The 15,370-nt window shown below is 42.3% G+C and carries 16 protein-coding genes; 5 read left to right on the top strand and 11 right to left on the bottom strand.

Going from position 1 to position 15,370, the window contains the following annotated elements; all coding sequences use genetic code 11:
• Window positions 1-284, bottom strand: a 284-nt coding sequence (locus LD39_RS00410) for a LytS/YhcK type 5TM receptor domain-containing protein (RefSeq protein ID WP_035541628.1), incomplete at its 3' end; no start/stop codon positions are given.
• Between the two features lie 106 nt (window positions 285-390).
• Between LD39_RS00410 and LD39_RS00405 the strand changes: the two genes are divergently transcribed.
• Window positions 391-1,167 (top strand): carbon-nitrogen family hydrolase, encoded by a 777-nt coding sequence (locus LD39_RS00405; protein WP_035541626.1) that lies wholly within the window; start codon window positions 391-393, stop codon window positions 1,165-1,167.
• A 17-nt stretch (window positions 1,168-1,184) separates the two neighbouring features.
• Here the strand turns inward: LD39_RS00405 and LD39_RS00400 are convergent, their stop codons facing one another.
• Window positions 1,185-2,276 (bottom strand): nitric oxide synthase oxygenase, encoded by a 1,092-nt coding sequence (locus LD39_RS00400; RefSeq protein WP_035541623.1) that lies wholly within the window; start codon window positions 2,274-2,276, stop codon window positions 1,185-1,187.
• 70 nt (window positions 2,277-2,346) lie between these two features.
• Window positions 2,347-3,678, bottom strand: a complete 1,332-nt coding sequence (locus LD39_RS00395; protein ID WP_035541620.1) for a CoA-disulfide reductase — start codon at window positions 3,676-3,678, stop codon at window positions 2,347-2,349.
• Window positions 3,679-3,952: 274 nt separating this feature from the next.
• On the opposite strand from LD39_RS00395, the gene LD39_RS00390 reads away from it, so the two are divergent.
• Window positions 3,953-5,122: a pyridoxal phosphate-dependent aminotransferase gene (locus tag LD39_RS00390; RefSeq protein ID WP_035541617.1), complete on the top strand. Its 1,170-nt coding sequence runs from the start codon at window positions 3,953-3,955 to the stop codon at window positions 5,120-5,122.
• Window positions 5,123-5,762: 640 nt separating this feature from the next.
• Here LD39_RS00390 and LD39_RS00385 read toward each other — a convergent pair.
• On the bottom strand, window positions 5,763-7,217 hold the full coding sequence (locus LD39_RS00385) for an aldehyde dehydrogenase family protein (protein ID WP_081988183.1): 1,455 nt from the start codon (window positions 7,215-7,217) through the stop codon (window positions 5,763-5,765).
• Between the two features lie 94 nt (window positions 7,218-7,311).
• Entirely contained in the window at window positions 7,312-7,755 is a 444-nt protein-coding gene (locus tag LD39_RS00380) for a GNAT family N-acetyltransferase (RefSeq protein ID WP_035541610.1), read from the bottom strand.
• Window positions 7,756-7,911: 156 nt separating this feature from the next.
• Here LD39_RS00380 and LD39_RS00375 point away from each other — a divergent pair, with 156 nt between their 5' ends.
• Window positions 7,912-9,288 (top strand): DUF2254 domain-containing protein, encoded by a 1,377-nt coding sequence (locus LD39_RS00375; protein WP_035541607.1) that lies wholly within the window; start codon window positions 7,912-7,914, stop codon window positions 9,286-9,288.
• Between the two features lie 28 nt (window positions 9,289-9,316).
• On the opposite strand, the gene LD39_RS00370 is transcribed toward LD39_RS00375, so the two are convergent.
• The 3 genes from LD39_RS00370 to LD39_RS00360 all read right to left on the bottom strand — a co-directional run bounded on the left by LD39_RS00370 (window position 9,317) and on the right by LD39_RS00360 (window position 11,833).
• Window positions 9,317-10,792: a DUF4153 domain-containing protein gene (locus LD39_RS00370; RefSeq protein ID WP_035541604.1), complete on the bottom strand. Its 1,476-nt coding sequence runs from the start codon at window positions 10,790-10,792 to the stop codon at window positions 9,317-9,319.
• Window positions 10,793-10,871: 79 nt separating this feature from the next.
• Window positions 10,872-11,501, bottom strand: a complete 630-nt coding sequence (locus LD39_RS00365; protein ID WP_035541601.1) for a membrane protein — start codon at window positions 11,499-11,501, stop codon at window positions 10,872-10,874.
• Window positions 11,501-11,833, bottom strand: a complete 333-nt coding sequence (locus tag LD39_RS00360) for a PadR family transcriptional regulator (RefSeq protein WP_035541598.1) — start codon at window positions 11,831-11,833, stop codon at window positions 11,501-11,503. Before LD39_RS00360 ends, LD39_RS00365 begins: the two co-directional genes overlap by 1 nt.
• 204 nt (window positions 11,834-12,037) lie before the next feature.
• Between LD39_RS00360 and LD39_RS00355 the strand changes: the two genes are divergently transcribed.
• Window positions 12,038-12,940 (top strand): cation diffusion facilitator family transporter, encoded by a 903-nt coding sequence (locus tag LD39_RS00355; protein ID WP_035541595.1) that lies wholly within the window; start codon window positions 12,038-12,040, stop codon window positions 12,938-12,940.
• Between the two features lie 77 nt (window positions 12,941-13,017).
• Here LD39_RS00355 and LD39_RS00350 read toward each other — a convergent pair whose 3' ends face one another.
• Window positions 13,018-13,443: a pyridoxamine 5'-phosphate oxidase family protein gene (locus tag LD39_RS00350; RefSeq protein WP_035541594.1), complete on the bottom strand. Its 426-nt coding sequence runs from the start codon at window positions 13,441-13,443 to the stop codon at window positions 13,018-13,020.
• 240 nt (window positions 13,444-13,683) lie between these two features.
• Between LD39_RS00350 and LD39_RS00345 the strand changes: the two genes are divergently transcribed.
• A complete protein-coding gene (locus LD39_RS00345) occupies window positions 13,684-14,544 on the top strand; it encodes an alpha/beta hydrolase (protein WP_035541592.1) in 861 nt (286 codons plus the stop codon).
• Between the two features lie 29 nt (window positions 14,545-14,573).
• Here LD39_RS00345 and LD39_RS22400 read toward each other — a convergent pair whose 3' ends face one another.
• Both LD39_RS22400 and LD39_RS00340 read right to left on the bottom strand, forming a co-directional pair.
• Window positions 14,574-14,717 (bottom strand): hypothetical protein, encoded by a 144-nt coding sequence (locus LD39_RS22400; RefSeq protein ID WP_156112535.1) that lies wholly within the window; start codon window positions 14,715-14,717, stop codon window positions 14,574-14,576.
• A gap of 90 nt (window positions 14,718-14,807) precedes the next feature.
• On the bottom strand, window positions 14,808-15,370 hold a 563-nt coding region (locus tag LD39_RS00340; protein ID WP_035541590.1), incomplete at its 5' end, for a class I SAM-dependent methyltransferase.

Here is a 15,370-nt window from a genome sequence, read left to right as displayed (position 1 = left end):
CCCGCCGCTACAATGCCGATCACGCGGGAGTTGGCGATAGCTTCCGATTCACCCAAGTCCATAGCCCAGCTCCCGAACTCTAAAGAGCTTGTATCGTAAGTAATCCCTGTATACGTACCAATAATGCCGAACAGACCGAAAAAACCGATCGCCATCACTTGCTGCTCTCGATTCAAGGTCTTACGGTCGATCAATTCACGGAAGAAGCGAAATCTTGTGATGATGAAAGCGACCGTCACGATGATTCCTAGCCGCTCCAACATAGGGAGAAATAATTCGAACATGTTTCTCGTCCTTTCCCCGATCTATTTATTTCTATTGTAGCATGCTTGAAAACGTTTCATACAAATGGAATAATCTAACGTAAATGATAGGAGCGAGGTGTCCTTTATGAAGTTAGCTATTGTACAAATGGATATTGCTTTCGGAGATCCGGAAGCGAATCGATCCAACGCAAAAAAGCATATTGAGAAAGCCGCTAAAAAAGACAGTGAATTCATCTTACTTCCGGAGTTATGGACAACCGGTTATGATCTCAGCCGATTTGAAGAAATCGCCGAAACATTGGAAGGACCCACGCATCAAATGCTGCAAGACCTGGCAAAAAAATGGCAAGTCTCAATCGCTGGGTCTGTAGCTGAGCGAGAAGGCAGCCAGTTTTATAACACCTTCGTAGCTTATAACAAGAATGGCGAACGGATCTTGAACTATCGGAAAGCCCACCTCTTCCGTCTGATGAATGAAGAGAAATTTCTTCACTCAGGCAACACAAAAGGGAACTTTAATCTCGAAGGGGTACAAGCAGCTGGTGTCATATGCTATGACATCCGCTTTCCTGAATGGATGCGCACGCACATGCTGGACGGATCTAAAGCCTTGTTTGTCGTTGCAGAATGGCCCAAACCACGCGTAGACCATTGGCGAACCCTGTTGATCAGCCGTGCGATTGAAAACCAGTGCTTTGTCATCGCCTGCAACAGAATCGGATCAGATCCTGACAACACATTTGGAGGCCATTCGATCATCGTGGACCCATGGGGAACGATCGTTGCCGAAGCAGGTGGACATGAGGAGATCCTCTACGGCGAAGTTGATTTTGAGGATGTGGAGGCCATAAGAAAACAAATCCCCATTTTTCAAGATCGACGTCCTGGCTTGTATGAATAAGCAAAACCCTTCAGATTTCACTCTGAAGGGTTTTTTGTATAAGCATTTTCTTGATAAAAATAATTCGGTGTATCCATACGATTATTATAAGAAGAGTGGAAAATATGAGTTGAAGCCGGTGAAACTGGAGGAATCAGCCATGTCCAATCTCCTGTCGCCTCGCGACCACATTTCTGCTCTTTATTTTCAAACAGCTGGAATTGCTGAGCAGCTGAATGATGATCGACGATATTCACCTTATCTGTTTTATAAGAATGAATAACCGCCTGGTTCAACTCAATCAGAGCCCGGTCCTTCCAAAGCGAGCTATTTCGCTTTGTGTTCAGTCCCATTGCTTCTGCGACTGTCGGTAACAGGTTGTAACGAAACTCATCGGCAAGGTTTCTGGCACCAATTTCCGTTTCCATATACCAGCCGTTGAACGGAGCAGCTGTATAGTGAAGACCTCCAATTTCAAGTTGCATATCGGAAATGATCGGTACGGCATACCACTTCAATTCGAGATCCTCAAACCAGCTATAGTCAGGGTGCTTTAATGGAACCTCAAGAATTTTGTCTTTCGGGATATCAAACATCTGAGGCTCGTTACCATCAACCTCTATCACGATCGGTAGAATATCAAAGGATCCTCCACCTCCCTGCCAGCCGAGATCCTGACATTTCTTCGTGAATTCTACAGAGGCAGGGTCTCCGATAACACCATATTCTGTTTGATAACCCGCGTAACGCAGCAGCTGGTGATTCCATAAACGAATTTCTTGACTCAACCGCTTCGGTCTGAAAATGGAAATTGTAGCACGGATGCGTCCGTCATTCGTCGCATAATCGATATGGTCAAAGAGAGCATCTCGGATGTCCTCTTCTTTATCCAATTCTCTATGGTCGAACACTTTTAAGCTATTCCAGAATAAGCGGCCGATACACCGGTTGCTATTACGCCACGCTACTTTTGCCCCATATTCCAGTTCTTCAAACGTATGGTCATAAGTTCCTCTATTTTGAATCGACTGATGAATGTCAGCCAATCTTTCTTCAACACCTGACTTTTCAAGCTCTTCATAACATTGACGGATAAACAATTCAGCATCTTGATATAGTTCTTTACTCAAAGCAATAAAGCCTCCTGTATCTTCTATCCTCCTTCCATCCTACCATAAACCGGCTTATACATTCTGAGATTTATTCTGCACGCCGTGCCGCCTGTTGGATAGGGTCCCATACGCTATTATAAGGAGGCGCGTAAGCAAGGTCCAGATCCGCCAGCTCATCGACAGTCATTTCGTGATAAAGAGCAGTTGCGAGCACATCCAAGCGTTTGTCCGTCCCCTGCTTGCCTATGATTTGTCCACCGAGGAGTTTTCTAGAATCCTCATGATAAAGCAGTTTCACTGTCAAAGGATCCTCTTTTGAATAATAACCAGCTGCATGCGTAGACTCAATCAAGATTTTACGAAACGGGAGATGCTCCTGTTCGGCTTCTTTTTCCGAAATACCGGTCCTGGCAAGGGTCAAATCAAAAAATTTTAAGATTGATGTCCCTACAATACCTTGAAAGACTTTTCTCTTTCCAATGATATTCAATCCAGCAGCTCTCCCTTGTTTATTTGCATGGGTACCTAAAGGAACATAATCTGACCTTTGTTTTACCCGATGAAACTGTGTAGCACAGTCTCCCGCCGCATAAATGTGCATGATGCTCGTTTCCATGAAAGCATTCACTTCAATCGCATCTTTGATTCCTTTTGCTATTCCGGTGCCTTCAAGGAAAGCGGTGTTCGGTGTCACACCTACAGCCACCAAGACAAAGTCAGAATCGTATTCTCCTTTATCTGTGACTATCGTTTGAACACGATCTTGCCCCTTGAATTCTTCGACCGATTCACCCAAGTTAAATTGTATTCCATGATTCTCGGCTTCTTCATGAATAAGTCTGCCCATGTCTTCATCAAAAATTTTGGCTAATTGTTTTCCCCGATCTATGATTCTTACATTCTTGCCAATTTCCACTAAGCTCTCCGCCATCTCGAGTCCGATGTAGCCCCCACCAATAATTGTGACATTCTGAATATCATGAGATAGATCATCCATAATGGCTTGCACATCAGGGATCGTTTTTAACGAGAAAATCCCTTTTAAATCCCGTCCATCCCATGGAGGAAGAATAGGATCAGCACCTGTAGCAATCAGCAACCGATTATACTTCTGTTCAAACTCTTCTCCTGTTCGATGATTCATTCCATATACAATTTTATGGTCACAATCGACCTTCGTCACTTCATGAAGTGTACGAACATCGATGCCATACTTATTTTGAAAAGTCTCAGGGGTTCTAGCGACTAAGTCTTCTGTTGACTCGACATCTCCACTGACCACATATGGAAGTCCACACTGTCCATAAGAGGTGATCTCTCCACGTTCGATGGTGATGATCTCGTGTCCCTCGCTATTTCTAACGATTTGCATGGCTGCACTCATCCCTGCAGCATCTCCCCCAATGATAACGATTTTCATCCTAAACCACTCCTTCCAATTGACCTTCTCTTCATTTTTACCCCAAAAATCTCTTGGTGAAATCTTTGATTCTTACTTTGTGAAAGAATGATTGTTCCGTAACCCCCGTTTATCAAACCCGAGCCGCTTCTCATAGTTCCATTCTTCTAGGTGACTGACCCCTGAGGATTGTCTTGTATCTTTCCTTCATTGTTCCCTAACCTCAATAGAAAATGTTACACTAGCGATACTATACATTGTTAGACTTTTCTAAAAATAGTAAAGGTGGAATTCGATGAAGCAATTCACTCCATCAGACGCCGTCCAACGACTGCCTGATCAATTTTTCGCAGAGCTGGTGAAAAAATTAAATGCACACCTGGCTCAAGGCCACGATGCCTTAAACTTAGGTCAAGGAAACCCGGACCAACCCACTCCCGCACATATTGTGAGGTCGCTGCAATCAGCAGCGGAGAACCCTGTCTATCATAAGTACCCACCCTTCCAGGGCTTTGACTTTTTGAAAAAAGCCATAGCCTCTTTCTATAAGAACGAATACGACGTAGATTTGGATGCTGAATCAGAAGTAGCTATTCTTCCGGGCAGCAAAACTGGACTTGTTCAAGTCAGCCAATGCTTCTTGAATCCTGGTGATGTAGCACTGATGCCGGATCCAGGCTATCCAGATTATTGGTCTGGGGTCTCGATTGCCAATGCCAAGATGGAACCGATGCCGCTTCTTGAGGAAAACGACTTCCTCCCTGATTTTGACGCCATCGACCAGGATACATTGGACAAAGCAAAGCTGATGTTTCTCAATTATCCCAATAATCCTACAGGAGCCACAGCCAATCGAGACTTTTTTGAGAAGACGATCGAACTCGCGGAGGAAAAAGATGTTTGTGTCGTACATGACTTCGCGTATGGCGCCATCGGCTTTGACGGGCAGAAACCTTTAAGCTTTATGCAGGTTCCAGGGGCGAAGGAAGTCGGGATTGAAATTTATACGATGTCAAAGACTTATAACATGGCAGGATGGCGAGTGGCTTTTGCGGTTGGAAATCCCAGCGTAATAAAAGCTCTCGAAGACATCCAGGATCACTATTTCTGCAGTATATTCGGGGCTTTGCAAGAAGCATCGGCGACAGCATTGACTCATTCTCAGAAAGATGTCAGAAAACTGAATAAAACCTATGAAGCTAGACGAGATTTGCTCGTTGGAGGCTTAGAAAAAGCAGGATATGAGGTCAAACCTTGTAAGGGGTCCTTTTTCGTTTGGTTAAAAGTGCCGGAAGGATATAATTCACAAAGTTTTGCTGATGCTCTATTAGAAGACGTGGGTTTGTTCGTAGCTCCAGGGATCGGATTTGGAGAACATGGAGAAGGTTATGTACGAATCGGTCTAAACAATTCCGAAGAAACGCTAACAGATGCTGTGGAACGATTTCAGCGGTTTGCAAATTAGAAACTAAAAAGCTGCCTCCTTCGATATGATGGAGACAGCTTTTACTATTCCAACTGATTGTTGAGGTTTCTTATTCCATAAAAGTTCCCTTATCCTGAAAATCCTGAAGACTTGAAACTGAGATTTTTGGTCCGTATTGGTTGAAAAGTGAGGGAGGGAAAGGAAAACAGCTCGTTTTCCGCGGGCAGATGTCGAGCCTCCTCGGACTTCGTCCTCCGGGTTCTCGTCTAGTCTGTATATCCCGCAGGAGTCTCCCTGTTTGATTTATGGCTAACGGACCTTCACAATGAATTGTCAGCGCTCATAGTGAAATTTAATACAAACGCTGTGGTATCAACACTCAATGAGGGTGTCTTCAATATAAGATTTCTGTTCCGTCCCTCACTTTTGGAAAGGTATTCGGGGAAATGGCAAGACTCCTGTGGGATCGGAGGACAGGGTGAGACCCCGGAAGGCGCAGCCTGAGGAGGCTCAGCGTTCGCCCACGGAAAGCGAGCTATTTCACCGACCACCTTCTCCGCATACTGACAACGCAACAGACAAACCTCTCGAAATCGAGTCTTCCACAATCCTGCACGAATGTTGATTAATCTTCATTAACTATTCATCAATGTCGTATAGTAGATTGGTTTCGGTTAAATTAAAACGGAAATTCACGGTAACCGTTCATGACACCGATCCATTTCACAGTAGTAAACTTATCAATCGCCCATTCACCGCCGAAACGGCCGATTCCAGACTCTTTCTCACCACCAAAAGCAACATGTGCTTCATCATTAACAGACTGATCATTAATATGGATCATGCCCGTTTCAACACGTTTTGCCACTTCCACTCCGCGATGGACGTTATCTGTAAATACAGAACCGCTTAGTCCATAAGGGGAGCCATTCGCTACTTCAATCGCTTCCTCTTCACTCGAAACTTTGATCACAGATGCTACAGGACCGAAGACCTCATTATGAGCAATTGGCATATCATTCGATACATCCGTTACCACGGTAGGCTGAAATACATTGCCTTCAGATTCACCGCCTGTGAGCACTGTTGCGCCTTGTTCAAGGCTCTTACTCAAATCTTCTTGTATTCGTTCAACTGCATCGTTGTTGATCAACGGTCCAACTACCGTATCTTGTTCAGAAGGGTCACCTGCTTTAAGGTTTTCTACCTTCTCTTTGAAAGCTTGGACAAATTCATCATAGACCGATTCGTGCACGATGATCCGGTTCAACGACATACAGATCTGCCCCTGGTGTAGAAACTTACCGAAGGCAGCGGCTTGTACAGCTTTTTCAACATTAGCATCATCCAATACAATCATCGCATTATTCCCGCCTAGTTCGAGAGCCGTTTCTTTAATGTGCTTGCCGGCTAATTCTCCAATATGACTGCCCACCTCTGTTGACCCAGTGAAAGAAATCAACTTCGGTGTCTCGTGAGTCACAAAAGCGTCTCCGATTTCAGATCCACGGCCAACGACGACATTAATTACCCCTTTAGGAAAACCTGCCTCTTCAAATAAATCTGCAATAAGAAGTCCAGAGGTTACAGGAGCGTCAGATGCCGGTTTCACGACGACCGTATTTCCTGTCGCAATCGCTGGCGCAATGGATCTCATCGCTAAATGGAAAGGGAAATTCCATGGACCGATCACACCAAACACCCCTTTTGGTGAGCGATAGACGCGATTTTCTTTTCCTGGTGTATTAGATGGAAGAATTTTACCGCTCATTCTCGTAGGGAAGGATGCTGATTCTCGGATAATTCCAACAGCAGCTTGATACTCTACTTCCGCTTTTACGAGCGTACTGCCTGCTTCCTTTACAAGCCAGTCGACTATCTCATCTTTCCGTTCACGCACGACGTTCAGCAGCTCCTCAAAATAAGATTGTACCTTTCCAGGCGTCAGCTGCATCCATTCTTTCTGGGCTTGTTCAGCTGCAAGATAAGCCTCATTGAGGTCATCTGTATTCGCAGAAGGTATTGTTGCGATCGGCTGTCTTGTATATGGATTCACATTTTCTACATTTTTATCACTTGAACCTGGTTTCCATTCACCATTGATATACTGCTTCGTAAATGTTTTTGGACTCATGTTTGTTCCCTCCATTTGAAGTTCGTCACACTTAGCTATTTTCCACCTGTAACTTTCGGTCAAACGTAAAGGAGAATATTGCAGAGCATGAGTCTTACACTTTCATCAGCATATCTACATGGGGGATGCCATCCTCTAGATAGACCTCAGAAACTTCTTCAAATCCGAATGAACCATAAAAATGACGCAAGTGTTCTTGCCCATGAAGCCATATATGGTCAACCTTCAACTCGTGCTTCAATACATGGATGGCCCGGTCCATAATTTGCTTGGCATACCCACGCCCACGTTTTTCTTTCACAACGAGGACACGTCCAATAGCGTGATGATCCTCCGCCCTCTCAGGAGGTACAATACGGCAGTACGCCATAATTTCCTCGTTTTCCTCGATCCAAATATGTAGGCATTCTTCATCCCTTCCATCGATTTCTGGATAAGGACATTCCTGTTCAACAACAAATATAGAGACCCTTACTTGCAAAATCGTGTAGAGTTCTTTTTTGGTTAGCTCATCATATGTTTTTTGCATCCATTTCATTTATATATACCCATCCTTTATCTATAAATTACTGTTACTATACCCGAACACGAAATAGGTCGCCAATGTTTTATTTTATAAAAATAATAATTGCCGTTTGAACAAGATTTTTAATGGGAAAAACAACTCTACAATCAAACTGAAGGAGAATTACCGATGTTGATGGATTTGTTACCTGTTTCATTAAAAAAATACTTTCAGATGTCTAAACGACAGCGCAAAAATGAAATGCAATCAACCATATGGTATATGCCGATCTTTTACATATCCATGTCTATTGTGTCCGTAGCCATTACACTATTTTTAGACCTTGTCGTTGAATTGGACCAATATACGTTTGAACTATTTCGGATTAGCGGCGATATTACCCGCATGCTTGTTAGTACACTCATCGGTGGAATCTTGACACTAAGCGCCTTCACTGTCAACTCATTGCTTGTTGTGCTGACAACCTTCAGCGGACAGTTTTCACCCAGGATGCTGTTAAATTTCGTTTCCGATCGCAGAACTCAGCATGCGCTTGGAATTTTTAATGGGAACTTCGTCTACGTCCTGGTCGTTTTTCTATTTATCGGCAACGAATCGCGTGAGGCGTATGTAGCCGTACCGATCATTACGGTTCTTCTCGCGTTCGTTTCAGCCCTTACGTTTATTTATTTCATTAACCATGCAACGACTTGGATGCAGGTCCATAACATCACATACACAATGAAAAGGTCTTCAGAAAAGATCATCAATCAGACCTTAAAAAAAGAGTTGGAAGCTTACCGAGTCGAAGAACCCGGAGATTTGATGGATGAAGAACGGGAGAATGAGAGAAGCATTGGCTCGATTAAATCCGGGTACCTGCAAATTGTGAATTACAGAAGCATGATCGAAGAAGCAAGAAAGGACAATATTATCGTCAAATTTCATTCTCAAGTTGGTGACTATATCCTGAAAGGTAATCAGTTGCTCAGCTATTGGGGGCCAGGGGCGGAACAGATCGATGAAAGTAAGTATTGCCGCATGGTTGAAATCGGTCATAAGGAAACCGAACTTCAGGATATCCAGATGGGAATGCATAAATTAGCTGAAATTGCCATAAAAGCTTTAGGAAATAACGACCCTAAGACCGCTACCGATACCATTCATCGAATGTCGGAGCTTATGCTTACTGTTGAGGATTACATTACCTTCACGCCTTACCTGAAGGATAATGATGAGCAAGTAAGAGTCATTTTATTGTCGGAGTCTTTCGAATACTATATATATCGAGGCTTTGGATACATCCGACACTATGCAAGAGATAATCATCTTATCATTACAGAGCTAATCTCTGGACTTGCCATGGTTGCTGAATCCATTGATGCCTCCAAGCATGATAGAATATGGGAATTTGCATGTAATACGTTAGATCATATTGAGCAAGAGATCATCTATAATTTAGATAAAGTATTCTTACTGGATGCTGTGAAAAAATTAGCCCTGTTAACGAATCATGAATTTGATTATGACGCTATAGAACGCCGCTTCTATCCTGAAAAAATTTAAGCTCCAGGCTCATCGCCTGGAGCTTTCCTTATTTGGTTTCCCATTCTTCTAGACGTTCCAGCACTTTATATTTTTGAATGTTAAAGGACTGCCATGAATTCCATTGATTAATAGGTGAACTTAACAACCGTTGCTTCCGTTCTTTCAAGACTTCTTCAAGGTTTGGATATTCCGGAGCCTTTTCATAAAGGTTAAGTAACCCGTCGACACCCGTATAGGATAAAGAACTTAAGTAGTACACGTCGATCTTCTCAGTTTCCTCAAACCGTTCCAAGTTCTGTTGGACAGTCCACTTCTCTACATTGATCGCATTCAACCCTGTATAAAATAATAAACCTGTTAGAATGTAGAAATGGATTAAAGGGAGTTGTTCCACCCAGACTTTAATTAACGTATAAGTAAAGATGACGAACAAAAAGACCATAAATACATGAGGCAGTACGCGATCCATCGTATAACCATACTGCTGTTCATACAGTGTCAATCGCTGAAAAGCTGAAACGAGCAGCACACCACTGAACACGATAAGAAGCGAATACATACTTTTCAATACTACTTTGATGACGCGGGATTGAGGTTTATTCAAACTCAACATAAGAACAAGAGTAGTTAAGTTTACAAGAGTAACGAGAAGCAGTTCAAAAAAACCTCTTCTCGCGTACTCCGCATAACTCATCCCCCCCTGGAGCTCTCCGCCGAAAAAGTAAGTAAACTGTACGATAGTAAAGACAAAGTAAACAAGGTTCAACAAGATCAGAACCGGAATAGAAACAATTCCATCATATTTCGATTTCTTCGTTTCCCTGCTGCTCTCTTCTTTTTGTCCACGCTCTCTAGGAAGAATTTGAAAAACTCCGAAGAATAACATCCCCAGCATTATAGATAGAATTGCCCTTATAAAAAATTCATTAATATTCATGTTCATGAACCATGAAGGGATATCCCCCAGCAATTCTTGGAAAGCCTGATCTGCCTGCATCAGTAATCCTACGATGAAAATAATTAATGGAACCCCTATTAGTAAACCAAGCATTAATTTCTTTATCACATCGGATTTATTTTCGTCGACACCTTTGAACAATCGGTTGTATATCGCTTTTGTAAAGGCAGCATTATACGTAATCGATTCGAACACCGTATGAACCATCCGCTTTATAAACATCGGGGTGTGCCAACGGATTGATGTCGGCTTCGTAATCAAAACGATGTGTGCAACGACTAATGTTGGGATAACGAGAATATTAAGCGCTTGAAATAAAGCATTATCATATAGCGTATATTGAGCTGCCAATACCCAAATAACGCCCATAAGCAGCATGCCCATACGTCTCTTTCGGAATTGGAAGTGTCTGAACCGAATAAAGAAGATGGTATAAAAGCCTACCAAAAATACTAAAAAGCTCACTCCGATGGGTGTATGGAAAAACGACAGCTCAGCCAACACCCCCAGCACTAGACAGATTGTTAAAAATAGAAGATCTTTCCCACTGATCAATGGATGCATATCCATCCCTCCCTTTACCTAGTAATGCTTTGATCATAGAAATTCTATGTATATAATTAAAAAAGATTACCAATCCTCCTTAAACAGACATTCTCCTTCCCCACCGATAGCCAAACCAGGACATCGGGTACAATAAAATAGTGCCGACGACACACGTTAAAATAAATTCTCTCGTGATTAAAGGGGCAAACCAGTGATGAGGAATAATGTTAAAAACCGTCAGCATCATTAAAATTAGATTCGGAACCACTCCAACCATAAACGTCCTCTTTAATAATCCAAGCCCTTTCGTACCAAAGGTTTTACCAATTTCATACCCTAACAATCCCCAAAAAAGAAGGTACATGACTACAATCACCATAGGGATAGAAGTTAATGTTCTCCATGTCCATTGCAGCCACCCCCACTCAAACAGGTGATAACCTAGAGTCAGAACAGAGCCTCCTAAAAAAAGAACGATATTACAGCAAACGAAAAGCAACTGAAGACGGTTCTGAGTAATTGTGGCTTCTTCTTTCCATATTCCTGCAAGATTTCGAGGATCGCCTAAAGTGTCTACGAGCATCGCATAAGAGAGAGGGCCATCATGTTCCTCATTTAAATCATAGACATGGCCCTCATATTCATCCAAAATCTCTGCTTTATCAGGATGAAAAGATAGCTCTTCAGCCAGCTTCTCCAAAAATTGATTTTTACCTGATTCAGCCATCAGGACTCATTTTTCCCAATCAGATTATTCATCACTTGGACGTATCGATGCCATTCACTCGTGCGTTCCTTCAGAATTTTTTGTCCCTCGGAGGTTATTTTATAATATTTCCTGGCTGGCCCCTTTTCGCGCTCTTGCCAATAAAAACTGATGTACCCTTGTTTTTCTAATTTATGAAGCGCTGGATAAAGCGTCCCTTCTTTGACCTGAAAATTATGGTCACTTCTTCGATCCATCTCTTTGACTAGCTCATAGCCATACATGTCGCGATCATCGAGAAGCTGCAAAACTAACAATGAGGTACTTCCTTTCACTAACTCACGGTTAAACATGATTTCACCTACCTAGAATATTAAGGTATGTTTAGCATACATAATTATTCTAGGTATGTAAAGGATAAAAATGCCTCTAGGCTTTACTTCGTATTAAAAGGGGTATGGGAAAAGGAATTCAGTATTAATTGACAAACCGATGTAATATTCCATAAAATAATATATGAGCATATGTTCATATATTAGCGAAGGGGAGGTTCAGAAATGGGGCATCATCACCACCATCATCATACAGACTCATCGACAGGGAAAATCAAAGTTGCATTCTTTTTGAACTTCGGATTCACGATTATCGAAATCATTGGTGGAATACTTACAAATAGTATGGCGATCTTGTCTGATGCTTTGCATGATTTAGGAGACTCTCTCTCATTAGGGCTTGCCTGGTTTTTACAGAATTTCTCAAAGAAGGATCAGTCGAGTGATTTTTCCTTCGGATACAAACGCTTCTCTCTCTTAGCTGCACTAATCAATAGTGTTGTGCTGATTGTCGGGTCGACGTTCATCTTGTTTGAAGCTGTACCGCGCTTGCTTCATCCCGAAAGTCCTAACACTACAGGGATGATGCTTCTTGCCATCTTAGGGATCTTAGTTAATGGTGCAGCCGTCATTCGCTTACAAGGTGGAGAGTCGATGAATCAAAAAGTGATGACATGGCACTTGCTGGAGGACGTTCTCGGTTGGGTTGCCGTTCTCATCGTAAGTATCGTTATGACATTCGCGGATCTGCCTATTTTAGATCCGATCGCTTCAATCGGAATAACCTTATACATTTTATATAATGTAGTGTTGAATTTTATTCAGACGATGCGCTTATTTTTAGAAGGTGTTCCTAAAAACATCAATCTGGAAGATATCATTAATAAAATCAACAAAATTGAGCATGTACGATCAACTCATCATACCCATTTATGGTCTATGGACGGAGAGAATCATGCGTTTTCAACCCACGTCGTTGTTCCGGCTGACGCCAACAAAGAAGACGTGTGCAGTGTGAAGGATCAAATTAAAAACGTCATTCATGAGATTCATCTGGAACATGTGACAATAGAAGTCGAATACGAGGATGAACCTTGCTCCATTACAGATGATCACAACGAGCCATAAGAGAAGGCACTTTTATTTTGACCAAGACATTTAATAATGATAAAAAAGTGACTAGCATAGCACTAGTCACTTTTTTTCTATAGTTCCAACGTTTCTGGTGTATCCGCATCTGCGTTCATCAGGCGGATGGCTTCTGGATAGATTTCAAGTACAATGTATTCAGGATCGCCTTTACCTGAGAACCATCGACCCATACGTTCCGTCCACAGCCAGTCTTTAATTTTCTGGTCATCACGAATTTTCGCCTGGCCTTCGACTTCCAAGTAACTATCTCCATACCCTTCTCCTTCATAACCGATCAAAATATGAACTTGAGGATTTTCATCAATTTCTTCCGCTTTATGCGTTTCCCTATTCGTTGGTGTGTAAAAGGTAAACTCATCGTCATTGCTGAATGTCATGTAACGCGTATGTGGTTTATTCCCTTTCACTGTTGCTAGTGTACCGACTTTATGTTGATCCATGATATTATAGATATTTTTCCTTAGTTCTTCTTGATTCATGATCATTCCCCTTTCATTCATGTTAGTTTCAGTCTTCCCTCGTCATTGTAAAATATAAACATTTAAATGTTCTGATTGGGCTTCTGATCCAGTAAGCCCTAGTATTGCTGGAAAACAAACGTGTGCCTTGTTCTCATCGAGGGTATGATAATGTTATGAGCGCACTTCTACACCATAAATCTTCACCAACCAGGCTGTTTTATATTAGAATGAGAATAGCCATTTTCAGGAGGAACGTTCATGACTTCAAGATTTTTCATAAAGAACAAAAAGTTATTGTCTATTGTAATAACTTCCCTTTTATTAGGGTTAGCCATTTTCTTCGTCCAATCGAAACCAACCCGATCTGAAAATTCCTCAGAACTGATCCCCACTATCTTCGTCCATGGATTTAAAGGGGGACCGATGAGTTTCGGAAATATGATCGATCGATTTCAAGATTCGAATTGGGGCTCAAAGCGGATGATCGTCTATGTACGTTCCGATGGAAAGGTATCGGTTAGAGGCGGCATTCCTCACAATATGAACCCTTTGATCCAAGTGTTATTTGAGGACGACCGAGCAAGCATTGAGGATCAAACTGTCTGGATGCAACGGGTAATGTCGACACTATATGAGAAGCACGGAATCAAAAAAGCTAACCTGGTCGGACACTCAATGGGCGGCTTAGCGTCTGCCAGTTTTCTCATGGAAAACCAAAAAGAAGGGTACCCGACGATTCATAAATTAGCTGTCATCGCCAGTCCTTTTGAAGGGATTAGTAAAGAGGAGTACTTCAAGAATAATAGTGGTCCCGCTACTTTAGATTTACGGCCGGGATCTGCGGCTTTGCAAAAACTATTCGATCATAACGACGATTTCGACCAAGAGGTGGAAGTCCTTGCTATCGCAGGCGTGATCAACCCGCAGGCTCCAGAGAAAGAGCAATGGGACGGCCTTGTCCACACGTCCAGTGTTCAGAGTTTAAGTAAAATCGTTCCATTCGGTAAATACAAAGAGCATATGGTATATGGAAAAGCTGCGACCCATTCAGGTTTACATGAACACCCAGAAGTGGATCAGCTGCTAGGAGAATTTCTTTGGAATATTCAAAGTCCATAAAAAAACAGGGCCCTGATCAGGGTCCTGTTTCATTTACGATGGAAAATCTCAAAGAAATCTAATAACGCCTGAAAAATTGCTACAGATTGAAACGAAAGTAAACTTAAAGCTGTTATTGAGAAGAAACCAATAAAGACAAACCTCATTGACAATAGCGCATGCACCCAAGCCATTACAATCCCTCCCCATTGGTTCACTGTATGAGTGATTAAAAATAATCATACGCCGTTTTTTCCAAAAGGCAAGTACTTTTTATCGAAATACTATTTTTGGAAGGCGAACACCCACATGAATGTAAGTGCCTGCTTCAGATCATCAGGAAGATGATCAATTTCACCAATATCTACATCTCTTTTGTAAACTCCATGACCGTCAACTACGGCCCAGCCTGTTTCTTCAGCCATTTTCTCCAATTCCCATGGCATCATCGTATTACAGATTACTTCGTCACCAAACAGCCGTCTGTAACTGTTGACCCTCGGCATAGCAGTGGGACCCAATATACCGATACAAAGTTTCCCACCAGGTTTCAAAACCCGCTTCATTTCTTCCAATCCATCAAAAGGAACTTCCGTCCATTCCAGCGAATTAACAGCCATAAGGCCATCAAATGATTCATCTTGAAATGGAAGCTTCGTAAGATCACCCTGAACAAAAGAGAGCCCCTCTGTTTCTAAGCGATCATTCGCTCGATTGATCATGTCCTCTGACAGATCCAGTCCTGTTACACGGTATCCTTCTTTAAATAATTTATAGGAGCCATAACCGTCTCCACAGCCAAGGTCCGCTATATGAGCCCCCTTATTTATTTGTTTTTTGATAAAGG

It is taken from the genome of Halobacillus sp. BBL2006 (assembly GCF_000786645.1).
In the GTDB taxonomy this organism is placed as follows: Bacteria; Bacillota; Bacilli; order Bacillales; family Halobacillaceae; genus Halobacillus.
This window is presented reverse-complemented; position numbering and strand designations above follow the sequence as displayed.

Bases quoted from the DNA above. Each gene is read 5' to 3' on its own strand.
- LD39_RS00365 (WP_035541601.1), bottom strand. From the start codon at position 11,501: ATGGCTGAATCAGGTAAAAATCAATTTTTGGAGAAGCTGGCTGAAGAG.
- LD39_RS00380 (WP_035541610.1), bottom strand. From the start codon at position 7,755: ATGAAATGGATGCAAAAAACATATGATGAGCTAACCAAAAAAGAACTC.
- LD39_RS00395 (WP_035541620.1), bottom strand. From the start codon at position 3,678: ATGAAAATCGTTATCATTGGGGGAGATGCTGCAGGGATGAGTGCAGCC.
- LD39_RS00385 (WP_081988183.1), bottom strand. From the start codon at position 7,217: ATGAGTCCAAAAACATTTACGAAGCAGTATATCAATGGTGAATGGAAA.
- LD39_RS00375 (WP_035541607.1), top strand. From the start codon at position 7,912: ATGTTGATGGATTTGTTACCTGTTTCATTAAAAAAATACTTTCAGATG.
- LD39_RS00355 (WP_035541595.1), top strand. From the start codon at position 12,038: ATGGGGCATCATCACCACCATCATCATACAGACTCATCGACAGGGAAA.
- LD39_RS00345 (WP_035541592.1), top strand. From the start codon at position 13,684: ATGACTTCAAGATTTTTCATAAAGAACAAAAAGTTATTGTCTATTGTA.
- LD39_RS00370 (WP_035541604.1), bottom strand. From the start codon at position 10,792: ATGCATCCATTGATCAGTGGGAAAGATCTTCTATTTTTAACAATCTGT.
- LD39_RS00350 (WP_035541594.1), bottom strand. From the start codon at position 13,443: ATGAATCAAGAAGAACTAAGGAAAAATATCTATAATATCATGGATCAA.
- LD39_RS00360 (WP_035541598.1), bottom strand. From the start codon at position 11,833: ATGTTTAACCGTGAGTTAGTGAAAGGAAGTACCTCATTGTTAGTTTTG.
- LD39_RS00390 (WP_035541617.1), top strand. From the start codon at position 3,953: ATGAAGCAATTCACTCCATCAGACGCCGTCCAACGACTGCCTGATCAA.
- LD39_RS00405 (WP_035541626.1), top strand. From the start codon at position 391: ATGAAGTTAGCTATTGTACAAATGGATATTGCTTTCGGAGATCCGGAA.
- LD39_RS22400 (WP_156112535.1), bottom strand. From the start codon at position 14,717: ATGGCTTGGGTGCATGCGCTATTGTCAATGAGGTTTGTCTTTATTGGT.